At 51.4% G+C, this 18,297-nt stretch carries 16 protein-coding genes; 13 read left to right on the forward strand and 3 right to left on the reverse strand.

Annotated elements, in window-relative coordinates:
- Positions 1 to 330: 330 nt before the first annotated feature.
- From GM556_RS08705 to GM556_RS07465, 7 genes are all read left to right on the forward strand, one after another.
- Positions 331 to 657: a hypothetical protein gene (locus GM556_RS08705; protein WP_230873338.1), complete on the forward strand. Its 327-nt coding sequence runs from the start codon at positions 331 to 333 to the stop codon at positions 655 to 657.
- A gap of 115 nt (positions 658 to 772) precedes the next feature.
- Positions 773 to 907 carry a hypothetical protein gene (locus GM556_RS08770; RefSeq protein ID WP_255446365.1) on the forward strand — a complete coding sequence of 45 codons (135 nt, stop codon included), beginning with the start codon at positions 773 to 775 and terminating at the stop codon, positions 905 to 907.
- A gap of 57 nt (positions 908 to 964) precedes the next feature.
- A complete protein-coding gene (locus GM556_RS08710) occupies positions 965 to 1,882 on the forward strand; it encodes a carbohydrate porin (RefSeq protein ID WP_304488803.1) in 918 nt (305 codons plus the stop codon).
- Between the two features lie 11 nt (positions 1,883 to 1,893).
- Positions 1,894 to 2,259 carry a hypothetical protein gene (locus tag GM556_RS08715; RefSeq protein WP_230873340.1) on the forward strand — a complete coding sequence of 122 codons (366 nt, stop codon included), beginning with the start codon at positions 1,894 to 1,896 and terminating at the stop codon, positions 2,257 to 2,259.
- Between the two features lie 20 nt (positions 2,260 to 2,279).
- A complete protein-coding gene (locus tag GM556_RS07455) occupies positions 2,280 to 3,071 on the forward strand; it encodes a hypothetical protein (RefSeq protein ID WP_230873341.1) in 792 nt (263 codons plus the stop codon).
- A gap of 11 nt (positions 3,072 to 3,082) precedes the next feature.
- Entirely contained in the window at positions 3,083 to 4,288 is a 1,206-nt protein-coding gene (locus GM556_RS07460; protein WP_155579718.1) for a Dyp-type peroxidase, read from the forward strand.
- Positions 4,289 to 4,475: 187 nt separating this feature from the next.
- A complete protein-coding gene (locus tag GM556_RS07465; RefSeq protein ID WP_155579719.1) occupies positions 4,476 to 5,105 on the forward strand; it encodes a LysE/ArgO family amino acid transporter in 630 nt (209 codons plus the stop codon).
- An 87-nt stretch (positions 5,106 to 5,192) separates the two neighbouring features.
- Here GM556_RS07465 and GM556_RS07470 read toward each other — a convergent pair whose 3' ends face one another.
- Both GM556_RS07470 and GM556_RS07475 read right to left on the reverse strand, forming a co-directional pair.
- Complete coding sequence (locus tag GM556_RS07470) at positions 5,193 to 10,166, reverse strand: autotransporter domain-containing protein (RefSeq protein ID WP_155579720.1); 4,974 nt, start codon at positions 10,164 to 10,166, stop codon at positions 5,193 to 5,195.
- A gap of 322 nt (positions 10,167 to 10,488) precedes the next feature.
- On the reverse strand, positions 10,489 to 10,941 hold the full coding sequence (locus tag GM556_RS07475; protein WP_155572595.1) for an Rrf2 family transcriptional regulator: 453 nt from the start codon (positions 10,939 to 10,941) through the stop codon (positions 10,489 to 10,491).
- Positions 10,942 to 11,124: 183 nt separating this feature from the next.
- On the opposite strand from GM556_RS07475, the gene cysK reads away from it, so the two are divergent.
- Positions 11,125 to 12,126, forward strand: a complete 1,002-nt coding sequence (gene cysK / locus GM556_RS07480; protein WP_155579721.1) for a cysteine synthase A — start codon at positions 11,125 to 11,127, stop codon at positions 12,124 to 12,126.
- A gap of 94 nt (positions 12,127 to 12,220) precedes the next feature.
- On the opposite strand, the gene GM556_RS07485 is transcribed toward cysK, so the two are convergent.
- A complete protein-coding gene (locus tag GM556_RS07485) occupies positions 12,221 to 12,991 on the reverse strand; it encodes a glucose 1-dehydrogenase (RefSeq protein WP_155572593.1) in 771 nt (256 codons plus the stop codon).
- A gap of 473 nt (positions 12,992 to 13,464) precedes the next feature.
- Between GM556_RS07485 and tauD the strand changes: the two genes are divergently transcribed.
- From tauD to GM556_RS08735, 5 genes are all read left to right on the forward strand, one after another.
- Positions 13,465 to 14,373 carry a taurine dioxygenase gene (tauD, locus tag GM556_RS07490; RefSeq protein ID WP_155572592.1) on the forward strand — a complete coding sequence of 303 codons (909 nt, stop codon included), beginning with the start codon at positions 13,465 to 13,467 and terminating at the stop codon, positions 14,371 to 14,373.
- Between the two features lie 6 nt (positions 14,374 to 14,379).
- Complete coding sequence (locus GM556_RS07495) at positions 14,380 to 15,720, forward strand: amino acid permease (RefSeq protein WP_155579722.1); 1,341 nt, start codon at positions 14,380 to 14,382, stop codon at positions 15,718 to 15,720.
- Between the two features lie 94 nt (positions 15,721 to 15,814).
- Positions 15,815 to 16,402: a TonB-dependent receptor plug domain-containing protein gene (locus tag GM556_RS08720; protein ID WP_230873342.1), complete on the forward strand. Its 588-nt coding sequence runs from the start codon at positions 15,815 to 15,817 to the stop codon at positions 16,400 to 16,402.
- Positions 16,323 to 17,036 carry a hypothetical protein gene (locus GM556_RS08725; protein ID WP_230873343.1) on the forward strand — a complete coding sequence of 238 codons (714 nt, stop codon included), beginning with the start codon at positions 16,323 to 16,325 and terminating at the stop codon, positions 17,034 to 17,036. Before GM556_RS08720 ends, GM556_RS08725 begins: the two co-directional genes overlap by 80 nt.
- Positions 17,037 to 17,400: 364 nt before the next feature.
- The gene (locus GM556_RS08735) at positions 17,401 to 18,252 is read left to right on the forward strand and encodes a TonB-dependent receptor domain-containing protein (protein WP_370513622.1); all 852 of its coding nucleotides are present in this window, start codon (positions 17,401 to 17,403) and stop codon (positions 18,250 to 18,252) included.
- The last annotated feature ends 45 nt before the right edge of the window (positions 18,253 to 18,297 follow it).

Genomic DNA, 18,297 nt, shown 5'->3' on the forward strand with positions numbered 1-18,297 from the left:
GAACAAGCACGATGGATGTTGCTGGTGTTCTGCTCTCCAGCAATGCCGCTGTGACGGATGCAGGCATTACGGCACAGATTACAAACCGCATCAATCTGGACCTCTCCTATATCGGCCAATATGGCAATCACTCTACCGAAAGCGGTGCTACAGGTAGTGTGAATGTAAGCTTCTAAGGCCTAGAGGTCATAAGGACTTTATGTAAAAGGCGGCCCCAAAAAGGCCGCCTTTTTTTGTCACTTAAAGACTTGGCATCGACAAAAAATAATTTTCTAACCGTTTCGTATCATCCTATAGTGAAGCAGCCTTCCCGCGCCCTTTGGGGGCCGCATGCCCTCTCTTGCTGCCCTATATAGACAATATGCCTCCTTATTACGGCTACTCTACTCCCTCATAATAAGCAGCCTCATTTTATATGAGGTCTATATCCCCGCTTATGCGCGTGCACCGTTGGTGAATCTCGGCAATGCCACTGCAGCGGGGGAGGACTCCCCCAAGACCCTCTTTGATAACCTCTCCCACAACATCTTCGATATACCGCCTTTAGGCAGCCTTTATAGCCTGCTCTCCCCTTTCCCGAATTGGAGCAATCACCTCACCCTCCTCGGCGCAATGGGGGGCTGCGGAGCCAAATGGCCAAAATCGGCCTTGTTCTAGCCGTTCAAGAAACATCAGAACTCTTTGGCAATGTCTCTGGTGGGTTCCGCCGCGGAGCAGCTTATGACGGTATGACAACAGCCGTCCTTCAGCTCAACACACAGCGCGCTTTTGGATGGTCGGGCGGGAGACCTTCCAAATCAGTATGGAGCAAATACACGGCCGTAATCTCAGTGCGGATAATCTTGGTGTGTATCAAACTATCAGCGGGATTGAGGCCGACCGCTCCACCCGCTTATGGAAAATGTAGTTTGACCAAAAATTCCTCGACCAACAAGCTCTTGATATTAAAATCGGCCAACAGAGCTTGGACCAAGAATGGATGGTCAGCAATAACGCCCTCGTCTTTGCCAATACGATGTTCGGCTGGCCGATGCTCCCCTCTGCCGACCTCCCCGGTGGTGGCCCAGCCTCTCCTCTTGCCAGCCTTGGGGGACGTGCCCGGTATCATGTCGTAAAGCCACTCTACATCCAAGCAGGCATCTTTAGTGGTAGCCCCGCTTATGCCCGCACTGGCGATGCCCAAAAGAGCAACCGCTCCGGCACAAGCTTTGTCCTCAATCGCGGTATATTTGCTATTGCAGAACTCCAATATGCGCGTGGCGAGCTAAAACATATCGCCTCACCTGAGGAGGCCACAACCCCGCCCTATGTCTATCGTCTAGGCGGTTGGTATGATTCCGAACCCTTTGCTGACCAATATGGGGATGAACATGGCATCGCCCTAAGCTCCCCCCAAAGTACCGGTAGGGCACGCCTCCATCGTGGGGCCTTTAGCCTCTATGCCGTGGTTGACCAAATGCTCTGGCATAGCCATCACAATTTAAGCCGCACTCTGGCTCTCTTTGCCCGTGTAATGGGCACTCCGCAATCACACCGCGTGCCGATTGATTTCAGCATGAACTTTGGCTTCACCTTAAAAGACCCTCTCCCCTACCGCCAAGATGATACGTTAGGCCTCGGGATGGGCTACACCCATGTTAGCCACGCCCTGGCAAAATATGATCGCGCCGTGCGGAACTATTCTGGCACCTATAACCCTACCCAAACCGGCGAAACCTATATGGAGCTGATGTATCAATGCCAGATGACAGGCTGGCTCCAACTTCAGCCGGACTTCCAATATCTCTTTAACCCCTCTGGGGGCATCCCCAACCCACTCCATCCCACACGGCGCATTAAGGATATTGCCGTCCTTGGGCTGCGCGCCATCATTGCTCTGTAAGGATAGACATCATGCGCATTAAACCGCTCTCCTCTCGCCCTTTTACCCTCCTTGCTCTTGGCTTCTTGCTTGGCTGGCAGCTCTCCTCCACGCAGGCTCAGGCTGCCCCAAAAGGGTTTTTAGAGACCATCCACCGCCATGCCATGCTCGCTTCCACTAGCCCCGGTAATGGCGACCTCAACCCTTATGCGATTTATGTTGTCCCCCAAGATATGGGAAGCCTGAAGAAAAATGAGGTACTTGTTACTAATTTTAACAACGTCAATAATCTGCAAGGTACAGGCACAACCATTGTTGCTTACTCTCCCGTAACGAAAAGCGTACGCCTCTTTGCCAGCGCGCCCGCTCATCTCGCCGCCTGCCCTCCGGTGGTATAGGCTTTACTACGGCTCTCACAGTGCTCAAATCCGGCTGGGTGATTGTCGGCAGCACCCCAAGCAAAGATGGCACAACCGGCACAAAGGGCGATGGTTGCTTGCTCGTCTTTGATGCAAACGGCACCTTTACCACGGCATGGAAAGGCCCGCTCATCACTGGCCCATGGGGCAATATTGCCAGCGTAGATAATGGCGATAAGGCAGTGCTTTTTATCTCCATGGCCGCAGCGGGCTTGCCCAGCCCTTATGTGAGCGACCCTGTCACCCATTATCCCCCCATCTTACATAATGCGACAGTGGTACGCTTTAACCTCGACATCCCCGCAGGCAAGCCCCCTGTTATCGCCCAACAAACCGTCATTGCCAGTGGTTTTGCTGGGCGTGCGGACCGCGATAACTTCCTCTTTGGCCCCACAGGCTTAGCCCTAGATACTGATGGCACATTATACGTCACCGATGGCTATGATGAGGAAGTCACCGCTATTGATAACGCCCTCACCCGCACCGAGCCTGTAACACGCCAAAATGATGCTGTTGGGCGCATTATCACCAAAGGCAAATTGCTCAACTGGCCTTTAGCGATGATTTGGGTCCCCGGCCATCATTTGCTTGTTGCCAATGGCCGTAATGGGCAAGTGGTAGAGATTGACCCGGTGGCGAAAAAACAGCTTTACGCCCAATGGGTAGATAATGACCAAGCCCAGCAACCACCCGGTAATGGCGACCTCTTTGGCCTTGCTATGACACCAGATAATAAGGGTTTTTATTATGTCGAAGACGATATGAATACCCTCAATGTCAGCCTACCATAAGGGTGAAAGCCATGGCTCATCTCCTCACACGCCGTAAAGCTCTAGGCACTGCTCTTAGTATGGCTGGGCTGGGCTGCCTCGCCCCGCACCATGCCTGGGCGACATCCCCCGCAGAGTTCCTCCACCAATCGGGTATTACCCTGCCACAACTGCCTTTTCTCTATTTCCTCACGCTGGATATCACGACCGAGAACCGCCATGATGTTGCCCAGCTTATGCAACGCTGGACGGACGCCGCAGCGGCCCTTATGGCAGGGAAGCCCATCCCCAGCCTTGTTGATTCTGATGAGACATACGGCCTGCCTCATCAGGCCTTAACGCTGACCTTTGGCTTTGGCCCCACCCTATTTACCAAAGAGGGGAAAGATAGGTTCGGCCTCGCTACCCAACGGCCCGCCCCCTTAGCCGACCTCCCTCGCTTTACAGGGGACCAGCTTGTCCCCGCCCATACGGGGGGCGATTTGTGCATCCAAAGCTGTGCCGATAATCCGCAAACGGCTTTTCATGCCATCCGCATCCTCACCCGCCTTGCTGATGGCATCGCCACACCACGTTGGGCACAAACGGGCTTCCTCCCTGATTTTGGGCCGCACCAAACGGACCGCAATCTTATGGGCTTTAAAGATGGAACCATGCAGCCCAATATTGCCGACCCTGCTGTTGCTAAGCGCGTCCTCTGGGCCGCAGATGATGATAAAGCATGGATGGCAGGCGGGACCTATCTCGTTGCCCGGATTATCCGCATTGCCCTAGAGCATTGGGACCGCACCAAAACCAGCTTCCAAGAGGAGACAATGGGGCGGCAAAAACGCAGCGGGGCCCCTATTGGGGGGCATCATGAGTTTGATCCCCTCACCCTCAAGCAAACCGATAAATACGGTAATCCCATCACGGCGGAGGCTTCCCATGCACGCCTTGCCGCCCCAGAAGAGAATGGCGGAGCGGAGTTTTTAAGGCGCGCTTACTCCTACGATAATGGCCTAAGCTACATCGCAGAGCGTTGGCCCCCGTGGCGACAGGGCAATGAGTTTGATACTGGCTTGATGTTCCTTGCCTATCAGCAAGACCCACGCAAAGCCTTCACCCGCATTTTTGAGCGTATGGCAAAGTTCGATATGATGAACCAATACACAACCCATATTGGCAGCGGTCTGTTTGCCTGCCCCGGCTATCGTAAAAGTCATTATCTCGGTGAGGACCTGCTAGCCTCACGCTAAGAGCGTCACTCTCTAACGCAACACAACCCCGTTATAGCTAACGAGGTCTCCTATAGGGCGCACATCCCCGCATAACGTGGGCTGATGATGCGCCCATACCTATTATAAGGGCCGTTTTGCTCTTGCAAAACGCCCGGAAGCCTAGCCATATCAAACATACTATACAATTCCTTAAACAGAGTATGATATGGCCTCACCCATCACCCCCATTTTTACCGGTTTTTGCCTTGGTGCCTCCGCAATTATCGCCATTGGAGCGCAAAATATCTTCATTCTCCGCCAAGGGTTAAAACGCGAGCATGTACTACCCATCATCCTATTTTGCGCAGGGGTAGATGCGGTAATGATTACGCTCTCTATTTTGGGAGTGGGGCAAATTGTGCAAACAGTTCCCTACCTTACCACCCTCCTCACCTATGGCGGTGCAGCCTTTCTCCTCTGGCAGGGGATACAGGCTATACGTCATATGATGAGCAATAACTACATCACCTTAGAGGAACAACCGCCCCAAAGCCTTAAAAAAGTCATGGCGATGACGTGCGGCTTTACATTACTCAACCCCCATTTGTACCTAGATACAGTCTTGCTTATGGGGTCCGTCAGCTTGACTCAGCCAGAAGCCAGCCGCCCTTATTTTGGCCTAGGGGCCATAGCTGCTAGCTTTGTGTGGTTTCCCCTCCTTGGCTATGGCGCACGCATTTTGCGGCCCTTTTTTAGCAATCCCCTCTCATGGCGCGTATTAGATGGGATAACGGCCCTCATCATGCTCACTTTAGCGGGCACACTTCTCTACCACGCCGCTATAACGGGCCTATAACGCACCACACAAAAAGAAAGGGCCACCAAATGGTGGCCCTTTTCCGTCTCACAAAAGGTCTCCCCCAACATAGGGGGAGATATGGTCTTAGAAGGCAACCTTAATAGACCCTGTGGCCCCACTATCAATAGAGTGGTTCCCGTATTGCCCGATATAGGACAGGTCAAGGTCAATCCGATTCGTCAGCTTAGCGGAGACACCAGCCTTCGTCACAGCAGCATCACGGGAGAGCAGCACACCAGTGATGTTCATATTATCCCCACCATCGAGGAAACGCTGCCCACGGCTAGACCCCAAGGAGCCATAAGCCCGCCGGTAAGCGGCCATGACATGGGCATGCATCCGCAAATCACCAATCCGGAAGTCCTGACCCGTACGGAAGCCGAAGGTCGTAAAGCCAACGCTGCGGTTCCCGGAGTGGCTGTAAAGAGCCGCCGCCCCATGTTCGTGGAAGCTACCCGCATATTGGTTTACATAAGCCCCCTCGACAAACGGCTCAAACTGGAGCTTGCCGACATTCATCTTATAGCTCAGCTCCGTAAAGGCGCGTGCCGTACCATCACGATAATGGCTTGTCTGGCGCCCACCAAAGCCAAGCACATCAACATGGCGGCGCGTATTCATCAAGTTCCATGTGTAGAACGCGCCCAACTTCAAGTTGAACCGCCCCCAATGAGACCCAGCATAGGCACCAATGCTGATGTTATTGCTGTTACCAGAGGAATTGCTCGCTCTGTTTGTGTTGAACATGGAATGCCCGTAGGAAATCATGCCACCAACACGCCAGCGATTGGCCACCGGAGCATCCGCCCCCATAACAAAGCCTGCGGTCTGATGATGCAAGGCATCGACACTACCGCCGCCGCCATTATGCCCCATGCTCCCATAAGCCTGACCCCACATGACAGCATGATCACGATAGCAACGGGATTCCTTGCGCCGTGTATAGAAGTCATACCGCCCTTGAGAGGAGACATAATCACCATCATGGCAACCAGCATCTGCCAGCCTATCCAGCACAGCCTGCTCTAGCAGGTAGCTATCCTGGATAAGAGCCGTACGGGCAGACGCATGAATTTCACCAGAGAGGTTATTCATAGCCCGACGTGCTTCTTGAGCCGTCATCACACCAGAAACGGCTCTCACAACATCACTACTACTCGGCAGGCTATCCAACCCATGGCCAACAGCCGCTTCGTTACGGGTGTTGGCCACACTGCTGAAGGAGACATCACTACGATCGTAGATAATATCAACAGCATGATCCTCGAACACAGTGTAAGGCGCGACGAACAGCGAGCCTGTCCCTAGGTTCCCCGTCAAGGCGTTATCATGATTTGCTGTCACTTTACCGGTTGCTGTTAAGATACGATACGCATCACCAGCAAAAATCCGGCCATCGCCCGTCCGCTGAACATTGAGCGTTGCGCTATTAAGAGCCGCATCACCATTAACGTGGATCTCACCACTGGTAAGCTGCCTAAAGCTCCCGCTAACCGTCTTGCCCGTCGGGGTCGTTGTCGCATCACCATCACGCAGAGTGAGATCCCCCGCGCTCGCATTTGGCGTATAAGCTGTCGCATTCTGCAAGACGATGCGATTATTCGTTGCGGTTGTCCCCGCGCCGACAGACAAGATGGACTGATGGCCATCAGTGCCATTCATCGTCAGGGCGGTACCTGTGTGATTCAGCGCACCGATATTCAACGTACCGGTAGAATGACCCCAGTTCGCCTCAAGCGTACCACCACCGGCAACAGTCGTTACAGGAGCCGCACCATAATCATTCACGTCCTGCTTCGTATTACCTGTAAGCTTGCCGCCGTCACCAACGCTCAACCCTGCAGAAGAAGACAGATTCACATCAGAGGCCACGCCATCATCTGTCCCCAGAGCCAATGCGCCCTGATCAATGACTGTCTGACCCGTGTAGTTATTCTGGTGCCCATTAATATAGAGGGTACCTGCACCTGTTTTGACAAGCCCACCTTGGCCACGATCTAACAAATTACCCATGATGTAGGTATTCTGACCGTTAGTGTCGAACGTCCCACGCCGAACATCTGTCGCATAATGCCCATCAGAGAGATAAATGTCAGACGCGATGTGCAGGTCAGAGCCCTGACGATTCTGGATAACACCGTTACCAAACAACGTGAACGCATTGGCCTGAGTGGATGTGCTGACAATACCCGGATTGCCTCCAACATCACCAGCAATCAACGTGCCCTTCTTGACCGTGGCGAAGGAAGCATCACCATCACCAACTTTCAAGAAGCCATCCCGCGTAATGCGGACCTGACCTTCACTGTTGATGGTCCCACCATGGGTCACCCCAACAGCATACAGAGTCGCATCCTGCTTATCTTCACCAATCGTCAAGCCACCCTTGCCGATATTGAGGAGCTGACCACCATCCAATGCATTAGCATCCGTTGCCAAGCCCGGCGGAATAGCCCCAACGCCAACCGTGCTGCCCGGTGTACCACCAACACTAACGCTATAAGCTGAAATCTCGCCACCGCTCTGCAAGCTTACGTTACCATAACCTTGACCACCGACAACCAAGTTACCAGTGCTGCCCGTGCCGGTAAGATCTACACGAGACACCACATCCGTATTGTGGTTCCCGTAAATCCCATTACCAACGGTCAAGACACCGTAAGAGCCTGCCTCTTTACCAAGTGTCAGGTTACCGCCAACGGCAACCGTCCCGCGCTCACCTACCGTTAAGAAGCCAGTCCCAGCATTACCCACAACAAGGTTGCCTGTATTGCCGGTATTCTTCAAGGTCAGACTAGATGTTGCCCCTGTATCACCTTGGCCAGAGGGCAAATCACCCGTCACATTTTTACCAGTGACGATAACATTACCAACACCAGCGGCCTTATCAGCGATGACCATATTACCATCGGTGGTTAAGCTACCACCATTTTGTAGGATAAACCGGTTATTATCGTCACCCCGTGCAGCTTTATCGTTGGTGTAATCTTTCTGACCACCAAGATCGCTCCCGATGACAACATTACCCCCACCGGTAATATTGATAGCACCTGTTTTACCTGCATAGGAGTCAACCGCGAGGTTCCCCTTCCGCAGTAGAAGGGCCGTCTCAGGGCTACCATCAACATGAGTCAAATTAACCTGACCCGTCAGATGAGTAACACTATTTGCCTGGTCTAAGACATTTACGGACTCACCAATAACCCCGTCTGTCGCATCACGCAGAAGCTGACCTTGCCCGGAAATATTATTGGAGATAACGCGATAATTTTCACGCGCTGCACTATTGGGCGAATGGTTAGGATTATTAGGTGTATCAGCCAGCGTATTTGTAGCCCAAGCAAGATTGACCGTACCCGTTTTGCCGATAGTAATCGCGCTAGAAGGATCAATCTTACCGGCCTGATTATATGCATCTTGCAGAGCACTATTATAGGCCTGACTGCCCTTATAGGACGCAGCCGAACCTTGAGTATTATGCTCCAATGTACGCGCAGCCAAACGTTGATCATACGGCGTAGATGGTGTGGAAGACCCAACAATACCACCCAACTGCAATGTACCATCTTGGACAGTTGTTGTGCCGGTGTAAGTATTATTCCCCAGCAGGGTCAATGTCCCAGAGCCTGTTTTATTCAAGCTCCCCGTATAGCTGTTGCCAGACACATCTTTATAGTTGGCAATATCACCAGCAACAGTAATACCCGTTGCATCCTGCTTACCACTAATTGGATCCAACGGCGTGGAGGCATTAACAGCGGCATTTGTGGCATTAAAGGTAGCTGTACCAGCGATGCCAATATTCATATCCGTATGGAGTGGGTCAACACCCTTCCCATCAGAGCCAGCATCCGTCCGGTTTGCCAATGTACCATCTATGATGGAGAATTGTGTGCTCTGAGGATAATCAACATTGGAGACGATAGCATTCTGGCCATAATTCTGCGTAATGCCATCCGTGCGACCGTAATTATAAACGACCTGCTGATGCCCTGTCAGGCCATTATCTGTGCTGCCATCAGGCATAGTGTTGGTTAATGCAACCTCACTATCCCCAGCAATAAGAGTACCACGCCGCCCAACAATCAAGTTGCCACGTACAGTATCGTAAACGTCATTCGTGGTGCCGTTATTACCATTTTGCGCCCCATCAGTCGTGCTAACGAGCTGAGCATCACCGAAGGAGATAACACCCTTACTCTCAATCACACCACTACGATCGACAAGGACAACACCTTTGCCGCTATTGATTGTGAGGCCACCATCACCAGCAACAAGCTGAGACCCATCACCCGTGACGTAAATAACGCCACCATTCCCACCGACATAGTTCGTGACGGAAACAGTACGCGCCGTAACAGCACCACCATTTTGGACAATAAGCTCACTATTGCCCGAGCTAGTAATCGTCCCAGTCGTATCAGGTGTTGGGTCATTATTACCAACGATCAAAGAGCCAATGATGGTATTCGGCGTTGCGCCCGCTACATCACCATTCATATGTAAGGCACTGTTACGGTCCACAATCATGTGAGCCGCATCTTTGGCCAAATAGCCAACCTCTGTCACACCTTGCGAGTTGATTGTCCCCCCATTCTGAAGGACCAAACTCCCATTACCCCGGACAAGAGTATAACCATCATAATTAATAGTCTTATCCAGAGTCACAATATTATTCTTCTGTGTTGATGCTGGGTCAGAACCCGCACCAACCATCATCCCAGAAGACGCCTGAACGAACGGCAACTTTTTGTTATTTGTTGTATCTGTAACGTAAGCCGTGCCTTGCCCAAAGAAGCCACTTTTGACCCCATTAGGACCCGTTGGCAGGCTTGCTTTCTCGCGCTCTAAAATCTGCGAGGCAACAGCATCTGTCGGATGATCGGTGTCACCGGAAAGGTCACCATTAGCGTTATAAACACCCGTCACACCAGAATCATCAAGGCCCGTTACAGCAGCATCATAAGCATCAGCTGCACGGGCAGGCGTATAAATACGCCCGAACGGCGTCATTTCTACGCAGAACAATGCCGCTGTAAACAAGAGTTTGTTGCGCATATTTCCTCCCCGCGCCCAAGAACCACACCCACTGAAATGGGCTCTCAAAGACTCGTATCGTTACAGATAAAAACCTTACGCTAAGGTAACCAAGAATTAACGCTATATCAATATAGATTAATCAAAAATAATTTTTTTATTACAAGGATGAAAAAAGGATATAATTTTTTAATGGTTTTCTATCCAAAAGTAATGGAAAATAAAACATCCTTTTGGATGTGTATTGGATAAGTAAATTATCGATATGAGAAGGATTACGCCTTGTTGTATAGCAAAGTAAAAAAAATATTTTTTTATTGTTTATTTCTAAAAAACTATTTTTTTAAATAGTGAATGAGATAGGAATCTGCCGCGGACGCTCCAACCCTAAGCGTTCTGCTTGTTGTAGCAAATCTGCTAACGTAATATTGCCTAACTTGCCTTTTATGCCATCATTTAACTCTTCCCATAAAGGCTTCATCACAAGTGTCCTTAAAGGATTATCCTGCTCCACCGGGAAGCAAGACGAATCGTACGCCCCTACGGCACTGGCAATCTCATGCAAGTTCACAACACGAGGTGAACGCCCTAGCCGATAGCCCCCTTTGGGGCCACGTATGCTATCTAATAAGCCTGCCCGTGAGAGTGCCTGTAAAACAGGCTCGATTCCCCGTCGCAAAAGCCCGCTACGCTGTGCAATATCAGCCCCGCTCGCCACACCAGACCGCCCCGCATAAAAGGCGACATCCAACATGATGGACAAAGCTGTTAGGATACGGTCTGTCTTTAAGTACATAATATCATCCTCATAAGCAGAGCTGCGTCTCCCATTTTACCGCATTTTACGATAGAAAAAAGGGAATTATAATTTTAACCGCCTTTCTTTGCGTATTGCCCTTACAATCGGTTAAGGTAGAGCTATAAATATTGAAGGCCGGTCTTTTAAGGCCACCTTTCCATCTGACAAGGAGTACCGCACATGTCAGGGTCATCCTCCACTTCTGTTCCTTTTCCACTCTCCAAAACAGCCTTTGCAGCACCGCGTGGGCAGGTTTATCCTTCATTTTTGGAAGTCGTGGGCGGCACACCGCTTGTGGCCATTCCCCATCTTACCAAACAAGAGCATCTTAAAGCTCATGTGTTACTCAAATTAGAGTTCTTTAACCCGCTTGCCTCCGTTAAAGATCGTATCGGCGTGGCAATGCTGCGTGATGCGCAAGAAAAGGGCCTCATCACACCGGGCAAATCCGTCCTTGTTGAGCCAACCTCTGGCAATACAGGGATTGGCTTAGCCTTTGCCGCGGCCTCTATGGGCTATAAGCTCATCGTCACGATGCCCGAAAGTGCCTCGCTAGAGCGGCGTAAAATGATGGCTCTCCTTGGCGTTACCTTGGAGCTAACACCGGCTCAACAAGGAATGAAAGGGGCTATCCGCAAAGCAGAAGAAATTCTCAAACAGACTAAAGATGCGTGGATGCCAAGCCAGTTTACAAACCCTGCCAATCCACACGTGCATGAAAAAACCACCGCTGAGGAGATTTGGACTGATACAGCAGGGCAGGTTGATGCCATCGTAGCCGGGTTAGGCACAGGCGGGACAGCCTCTGGGATTGCCCATGCCCTTAAACCACGCAAAGAAGGGCTTAAAGTCTTCGGGTTGGAACCTTCTGAAAGTGCTGTCCTTAATGGGGATGACCCCGGCCCGCATGGGATTCAGGGCCTTGGACCGGGCTTTAAGCCTGAGACATTGGACATCCGCGCTATTGATAAAGTCATCCCTGTTGCTGAGCATGACGCTCTTACCACAGCGCGCCTCTGCGCCAAGGTAGAAGGGCTACCTATTGGTATTTCCTCCGGGGCGTCCCTCTTTGCGGCGATGGAGCTTGCCAAACAAGATGAATGGGCAGGCAAAACCATTGTTGCCGTCATTCCTGACTTTGCTGAACGCTACCTCTCAACCGCTCTCTTTTCTGGCTTGTAAGACGAGCCTGCCTAAGAGGCAATCTACCTAAAAGGAAAGGCCTGCCCCCAAGGGAGCAGGCCTTTTTAGTAACGCATCGTAAGCGCGCTTTACCTCACTCGGAGGTGTAACCACCATCAATCACCAGCTCGGTAGCGGTGACGAATTTGGATTCATCAGAGGCCAGATACAGCACACCATAAGCCACATCTTCTGGCGTACCCAGATGACCGACAGGGTGAATATCCACAAGATGCTGATAAGCAGCTTTATCTGTGCGGGTCAGTTCATCAACCAGCGGTGTTTGGATGTAGCCGGGGCAGACGTTATTGACGCGGATCTTATAGCCCTTACGCGCACAATGCAGCGCAGCGGACTTGGTCAGCATCTTCACCCCACCCTTGGAGGAGCCATAAGCAGCGAGGTTGGGAATCCCTACCAGAGCCGAGCTGGAGCACATATTGACGATGGACCCGCCATCCCCACCATTCAGCTCACGCATCGCAGCAACGGCATATTTCACACCGAGGAAGACACCATCCAAATTGATGGACTGCACACGCCGCCATTCCTCCAAAGAGGTGCTCTCAATCGTACCATCAAAAGCGATACCAGCGTTATTGACGACAATATCCAGACGGCCATCATGCTCTTTGATGGCGGCCATCGTCTTTTTCCACTCATCTTCTTTCGCCACGTTCAGCGGTAAGAAGCATGCTTTGCCACCAGCTTTGCGAATCTCTTCTACGACCTCTTCACCACCCTTTGGGTTGAGGTCCGCAACGATGACCTTGGCCCCTTCTTTAGCCAAAAGTACGGCGATGCCTTTACCGATGCCGCTACCACCACCGGTGACTAATGCGATCTTTCCAGAAATCCGTCCCATCTGTCATCTCCTCAGATAAAGGGTCTGTGTCACATAACCGTCTTTGCATAAAACCATCTGAACTTACATCAAAATAACACCCGTACTTTGGCTCATCGCACTGGTTTTAGAGGGTGAGCAGAGCCATAAGCCGCCATTTTCAGCCCTTAATGGACACCCTCACCCTAAGCTGCATATCTTCCATGCCTATAGAGCAAACCGATTAGAGCAATTAGCTATGGCTACCCTCAAAAGGCAATTAACACGACTAATAATAGTTATTTAAAAAGTTTTTAAATGACTCCCTCCCTCCGAATCGGATAAAATCCCTCGCGTCTTACCCTTAATTAATCCTTATAAAACAATAAGCTATAAAAAATAATCGCCTTTTTGCTAATTTTCACTTTTCAAAATGATTATTTATATCATTATGTACATATGAATCGTTGTTTTACTTAATAACGATACATAATCGCTTTTTAGGAGTGCTCATCATGGTATCTACTGCCGCTGCCTTCGCCCCATCCTTTCCCTCACCCGCTAATGCGGATATTAAAGCGACTCCCCTCAGCCCTGCCATCGGGGCGATTATCGAGGGGATCGATATTTCCAAACCACTCTCCGCAGAGCAAAAAGACACCCTTCATCAGCTATTATTACGCTATGAGGTTCTCTTTTTCCGTAAGCAGACCATTAGCCCAGCTCAACAGCGAGACTTTGCCCGTAATTTTGGCAAGCTTCATCTCCATCCTATCTTCCCGACTGTACCCGATGTGCCTGAGGCCATTGTGCTGGACACAGCCAAGAACGACCTACGCGATAATGCCCTCTGGCATGCTGATGTTACCTTCCAGCAAAACCCACCTTTAGGTGCTGTCCTCACAAGCCGTCTCTTACCGGAGACAGGCGGTGGTGATACAATTTGGGCCAGTGGCACTGCCGCTTATGATGCGCTTTCTGAAGGGTTAAAACAGCGGATCGACCCCCTCACCGCCCAGCATGACTTCCTCCGCTCTTTCCCCGTCTCCCGTTATGGACGGACAGAAGCGGAACGGAAAAAATGGGCCGAAACGCGCGATGCTTATCCCCCGGTGACCCATCCTGTTGTCCGCATCCACCCAGAGACAGGGAAAAAAGCTCTATTTGTTAATGAGGGCTTTACAACAGAAATCAATGATGTTGACCCCGAGGAGAGTGCATCCCTCTTGGCTTATCTCACCCGTCATGCCACAAAACCGGAGTTCTCCGTCCGTTGGCGGTGGGAAGAAGGCGATGTCGCGTTTTGGGATAATCGCATTACGCAGCATTATGCCGTAAATGACTATCTCCCTGCCCGGCGCATCATGAACCGCGTTACCATCATCGGGGAACGTCCCTTTGGCCCCGGACATCAGGAAGGTTAAAGCCCGATGGCCCACCCCCCCGCACCATCACCAGCTAGTGCTAGCCAAAGCCGTTTTAAAGGCATCCATGTCGCGATGATCTCTATTGGTGGGATCATCGGGGCGGGGCTATTTGTCGGCACCTCTGCCACCATCGCTGCGGCAGGACCCGCAGTGCTGCTCTCCTACCTTGCGGCAGGGTTAGTGGTCTGGCTGGTGATGCGTCTTTTGGGCGGCTTAGCCATTACCGCACGCGGGCAAGGGTCCTTTATTACCCATATTGCCACCCATATCGGCTCACGCACCGCCTTTATTACAGGTTGGAGCTATGCTTTCCTCTGGGCTGTGACCGCTGGAGCGCAAGCTGTGGCCGGGGGTATGATTATCGGGCGGCTGGCTCATATTGCCCCTTTATGGGGTGCGCTCGTCCTTGTAGCCATCGCTTGGTCTATTAACCGTCTTTCACTCCGCCATTATGGACAGGCAGAGACAGGCCTCTCCATTTTTAAGCTACTCTTTCTAGGTGGGTTTATTGCCCTTGGCTTAGGGTGGTTAGCCCTTTCGGGCCATCCCTTTGCGATAGCCTTCCAGAACATTACTGCTCATGGTGGGGTCTTCCCTAAAGGGGGATGGGCTGTCATCGGGGCTGTGCCCATGATTATACAGACCTTCACCGGCTGCGAAATTGCCATCATTGCCGCAACCGATAGTGATCGCCCCCTACGCGCTATTGCACGGACTATGCGGCGGCTACCTTTGCAAGTGCTGTTCTTCTACGCTGGGTCGGTTTTGGTCATTATCGCCCTTCTGCCGTGGAGTGACGTGCATGTCGGGCAATCACCCTTCCTCAGCGTGTTGGAATATCTCAAGGTCCCCTTGGCGCGCTATGCCGCGATTGCGGTAACGCTTGTAGCTGTTCTCTCTTGCTTAAACTCGGCGGTTTATGTTGTCTCTCGTACACTAAAGGAACTCGCAAGCCTGCGCTTAGCCCCGCAAAAGCTAACCCTTGAGACCGCTCGCCATGTACCGCTCTGGTCATTACGGCTTACAACTTTGTTGGAGTTGCTCGTCATTGCCTCGGCCATTGGCTCGCCAGAAACACTCTACCCCGTCCTACTTGGCTCATCAGGTGGGTTGATCCTCTTTATCTATTTCATCATCGCCATTGCTTATTGGCTGTGGGGCCGACAATCACAAACAGCCACAGCCATGCCCGTGGCGCGTGGATTAATCCTGCTCATCCCCATTTTAGGGGCTATTCTTCTCATTCTACCCGCTGCACGGGGGGATGCATTGCTCTCCTTAGCGGTCATTCTCGTGCTGAGCATCATCAGCCTCTTAGCCCTCTCTCAACGATGTCTGCGGTAAGGCCTAATCCATTTTCCGCGCATAGCTAATTAAGACGAGCTATCGGCCTAGCCTCCTCGCTCGCCTCGTCCCAGCCCCTTACTGGATAACCATCATGAAACCACGCCATCTCCTATGGGCGGGCCTAACGGGCTTGTCCGTACCCTTTATTGTGCCTGTTGCGGCACAAACCCCTTCCCACCATGCCACAACAAAAAAACATCTAATAAACACCCCGCAGCCCCTTAAAACACGCGCTCATACACAGCATCTGGCGCGCAAAAGCCTCTCTGGTGGGTATGAGACGCTATCCGTCCATACCCGCCATTTAACGCAAGGGACACAGCTTGTATTGGGCCATAAGCAGCTAGAACAACAAGTGCCCGGTACCAACCCATTACGCACCCTTGCTCAATTACCGGGGGTTCAATTCCAATCCGATGACCCGCAAGGCATTGATACCTACTCTACCCAACTTTACATGCACGGCTTTGTTCAAAGTGAAATCGGCATGACGCTAGATGGCCTGCCCCTTGGTGAGCCAACCTTCCGTAACTATAACGGGCTGAACCCTTTACAGGCAATTTCTTCCGAAAATGTGGAGCGGCTAGAGGTCACCCAAAGTGCCGGGGCAGAAAGCACAGCTAGCACCAATAATCTGGGGGGAAAGCCTGAATTACATCTCCAGCAATCCGAAGGATAAATTAGGCGGGACCATCGCACAGACCTTTGGGAGTAATGCGCTATTCCATTCCTTCTTCCGTTTTGATTCCGGTACGTTAAATGAGAGTGGCACAAAGTTCTACGTCTCATACATGCGCAATCAGGGCGATAAATGGAAGGGCGGTGGGGACCAGTTTATGCAACAGGTCAATGCTAAGCTCGTCCAACCGATTGGGGAGAGAAGCCAGCTCTCCGCCTTCTTTAACTGGGATGCCCTCCAGATGGTGAATTATCAGGATTACGCCCCTAGCTGGCTGGATCAAGCCGGGTCTCGATTAGATAATTTCTACGGGCGGCCCGGCGCATGGGCACAGGCTTATCATGCGGCACAAGGGCGGTATCCTGCTGCCTATAATGGGCTGACAGACCCTAAGGACGTCTCTTATTACGATAGTACCGCTAGCTCCTCCGACTTTTTCGGCGGGGTTAAAGCAGACCTCGCCCTTACAGACCACTTAACATGGAAAAGCAGCCTCTATGGCCATAGCGAAACCGGGCACGGCACATATGCCAGCCCCTATGCGTATCAAAATGGTGTCGATACAGTGCAGCTTAATGGCGGACCTATCTTCGAGCAGGTGCGCCATCCTTCCATCGAACGTTTTGGCGGGTAACCTCCTTTGAGTACCATTTAAAGCAGCATGAGCTTTCTACAGGGTTTTGGTACGAGAATAACCAATATGATTCCTACGCTTATGCCTACCAACAACCCAACAGCCCAGACGGCACGCCTCTAAACCCCTTTGGAAGCTTTAAAAACGTCCCTAGCCGAACCCTTTGGGGCCAGCGTTACAACACTAATAGCTTCACGGCTTATGTGCAGGACACCTACCATCCCATTAAATCCGTTGCGCTGCATTTTGGCTTTAAGTCCATCCTCAATACAACCCGTGTAGGCCATGCCACCAACTGGGGGCCTCGCTTTCCCGCTCTGGCCAATGCTGAAAGCTTAACAACGGCCAAGCCTTCCTCCCCCATATTAGCGGGGATTGGCATTTTCTCCATCATCATGAATTATTCTTTGATATTTCGGAAAATGCCCATGCCTACAGCCAGTCGGGCTATAACTCCAGCAACTCCCCCTTTGCAGTGTCTCAACTAGCGTATAACGCCACAAAAGACAGCCTAAAGCCAGAAACCGCATGGACCTTCACCGGAGGTTACCGCTACACCGACCATCTCATCCAAAGCAGCCTCTATCTATACCGCACTAACTTCCATAACCGCTTGCAGCAGATTCTAGGCAGTGCAGGGGCTGGGTCCATCCTCACCAACAATACGTCAACTGTACAAAATGTAGGGGGTGTAACCATGAATGGCGTGGATGGTGCCATTACCATCACACCACTACCCGGCCTCGCCTTATTTAATAGCGTTAGCTACGATAAAGCGGCTTATGACCAAAATATACGCAGCGGCGGCACACTTTATGCCACAAAAGGACGGCAAGTCGTTGCTTATCCTCGCTTTATGTACAAGGCCCGCCTCTCTTACGAATGGCAGCATCTACAAGCCTATATCGATACCCAATATTATGGCAAACGCAGCTATGATTATGTTGGTGATTATAAATTGCCAAGCTATTGGCTGGCCAATTTCGGGCTTATCTATTCATGGGACTTAACCCATTTTGGAATGCGTAACCCCACCGCCGTACGGAAGCTTATCTTCTCTTTTAACATCTATAATCTAGCAAACCAAAAATACGCCTCCACTATGGGACAAAATGGCTTCACCATGGATAATAAAGAGGGGGCCGCTTACAATAACCAATCCATCCTACTTGGTGCGCCCCGCCAGTTCTTTGGCTCTGTTAAGGCAGAGTTCTAAAACAACACCCCTGATACAAACAAGCCGGAGGGGACATCACATCCC

This window comes from Bombella sp. ESL0378, from assembly GCF_009725845.1.
GTDB lineage: Bacteria > Pseudomonadota > Alphaproteobacteria > Acetobacterales > Acetobacteraceae > Bombella > Bombella pollinis.

Bases quoted from the DNA above. Each gene is read 5' to 3' on its own strand.
- GM556_RS07460 (WP_155579718.1), top strand. From the start codon at position 3,083: ATGGCTCATCTCCTCACACGCCGTAAAGCTCTAGGCACTGCTCTTAGT.
- GM556_RS07465 (WP_155579719.1), top strand. From the start codon at position 4,476: ATGGCCTCACCCATCACCCCCATTTTTACCGGTTTTTGCCTTGGTGCC.
- GM556_RS07485 (WP_155572593.1), bottom strand. From the start codon at position 12,991: ATGGGACGGATTTCTGGAAAGATCGCATTAGTCACCGGTGGTGGTAGC.
- GM556_RS07475 (WP_155572595.1), bottom strand. From the start codon at position 10,941: ATGTACTTAAAGACAGACCGTATCCTAACAGCTTTGTCCATCATGTTG.
- GM556_RS07470 (WP_155579720.1), bottom strand. From the start codon at position 10,166: ATGCGCAACAAACTCTTGTTTACAGCGGCATTGTTCTGCGTAGAAATG.
- GM556_RS08720 (WP_230873342.1), top strand. From the start codon at position 15,815: ATGAAACCACGCCATCTCCTATGGGCGGGCCTAACGGGCTTGTCCGTA.
- GM556_RS07495 (WP_155579722.1), top strand. From the start codon at position 14,380: ATGGCCCACCCCCCCGCACCATCACCAGCTAGTGCTAGCCAAAGCCGT.
- GM556_RS08705 (WP_230873338.1), top strand. From the start codon at position 331: ATGCCCTCTCTTGCTGCCCTATATAGACAATATGCCTCCTTATTACGG.
- GM556_RS08715 (WP_230873340.1), top strand. From the start codon at position 1,894: ATGCGCATTAAACCGCTCTCCTCTCGCCCTTTTACCCTCCTTGCTCTT.
- tauD (WP_155572592.1), top strand. From the start codon at position 13,465: ATGGTATCTACTGCCGCTGCCTTCGCCCCATCCTTTCCCTCACCCGCT.
- GM556_RS08770 (WP_255446365.1), top strand. From the start codon at position 773: ATGGTCGGGCGGGAGACCTTCCAAATCAGTATGGAGCAAATACACGGC.
- cysK (WP_155579721.1), top strand. From the start codon at position 11,125: ATGTCAGGGTCATCCTCCACTTCTGTTCCTTTTCCACTCTCCAAAACA.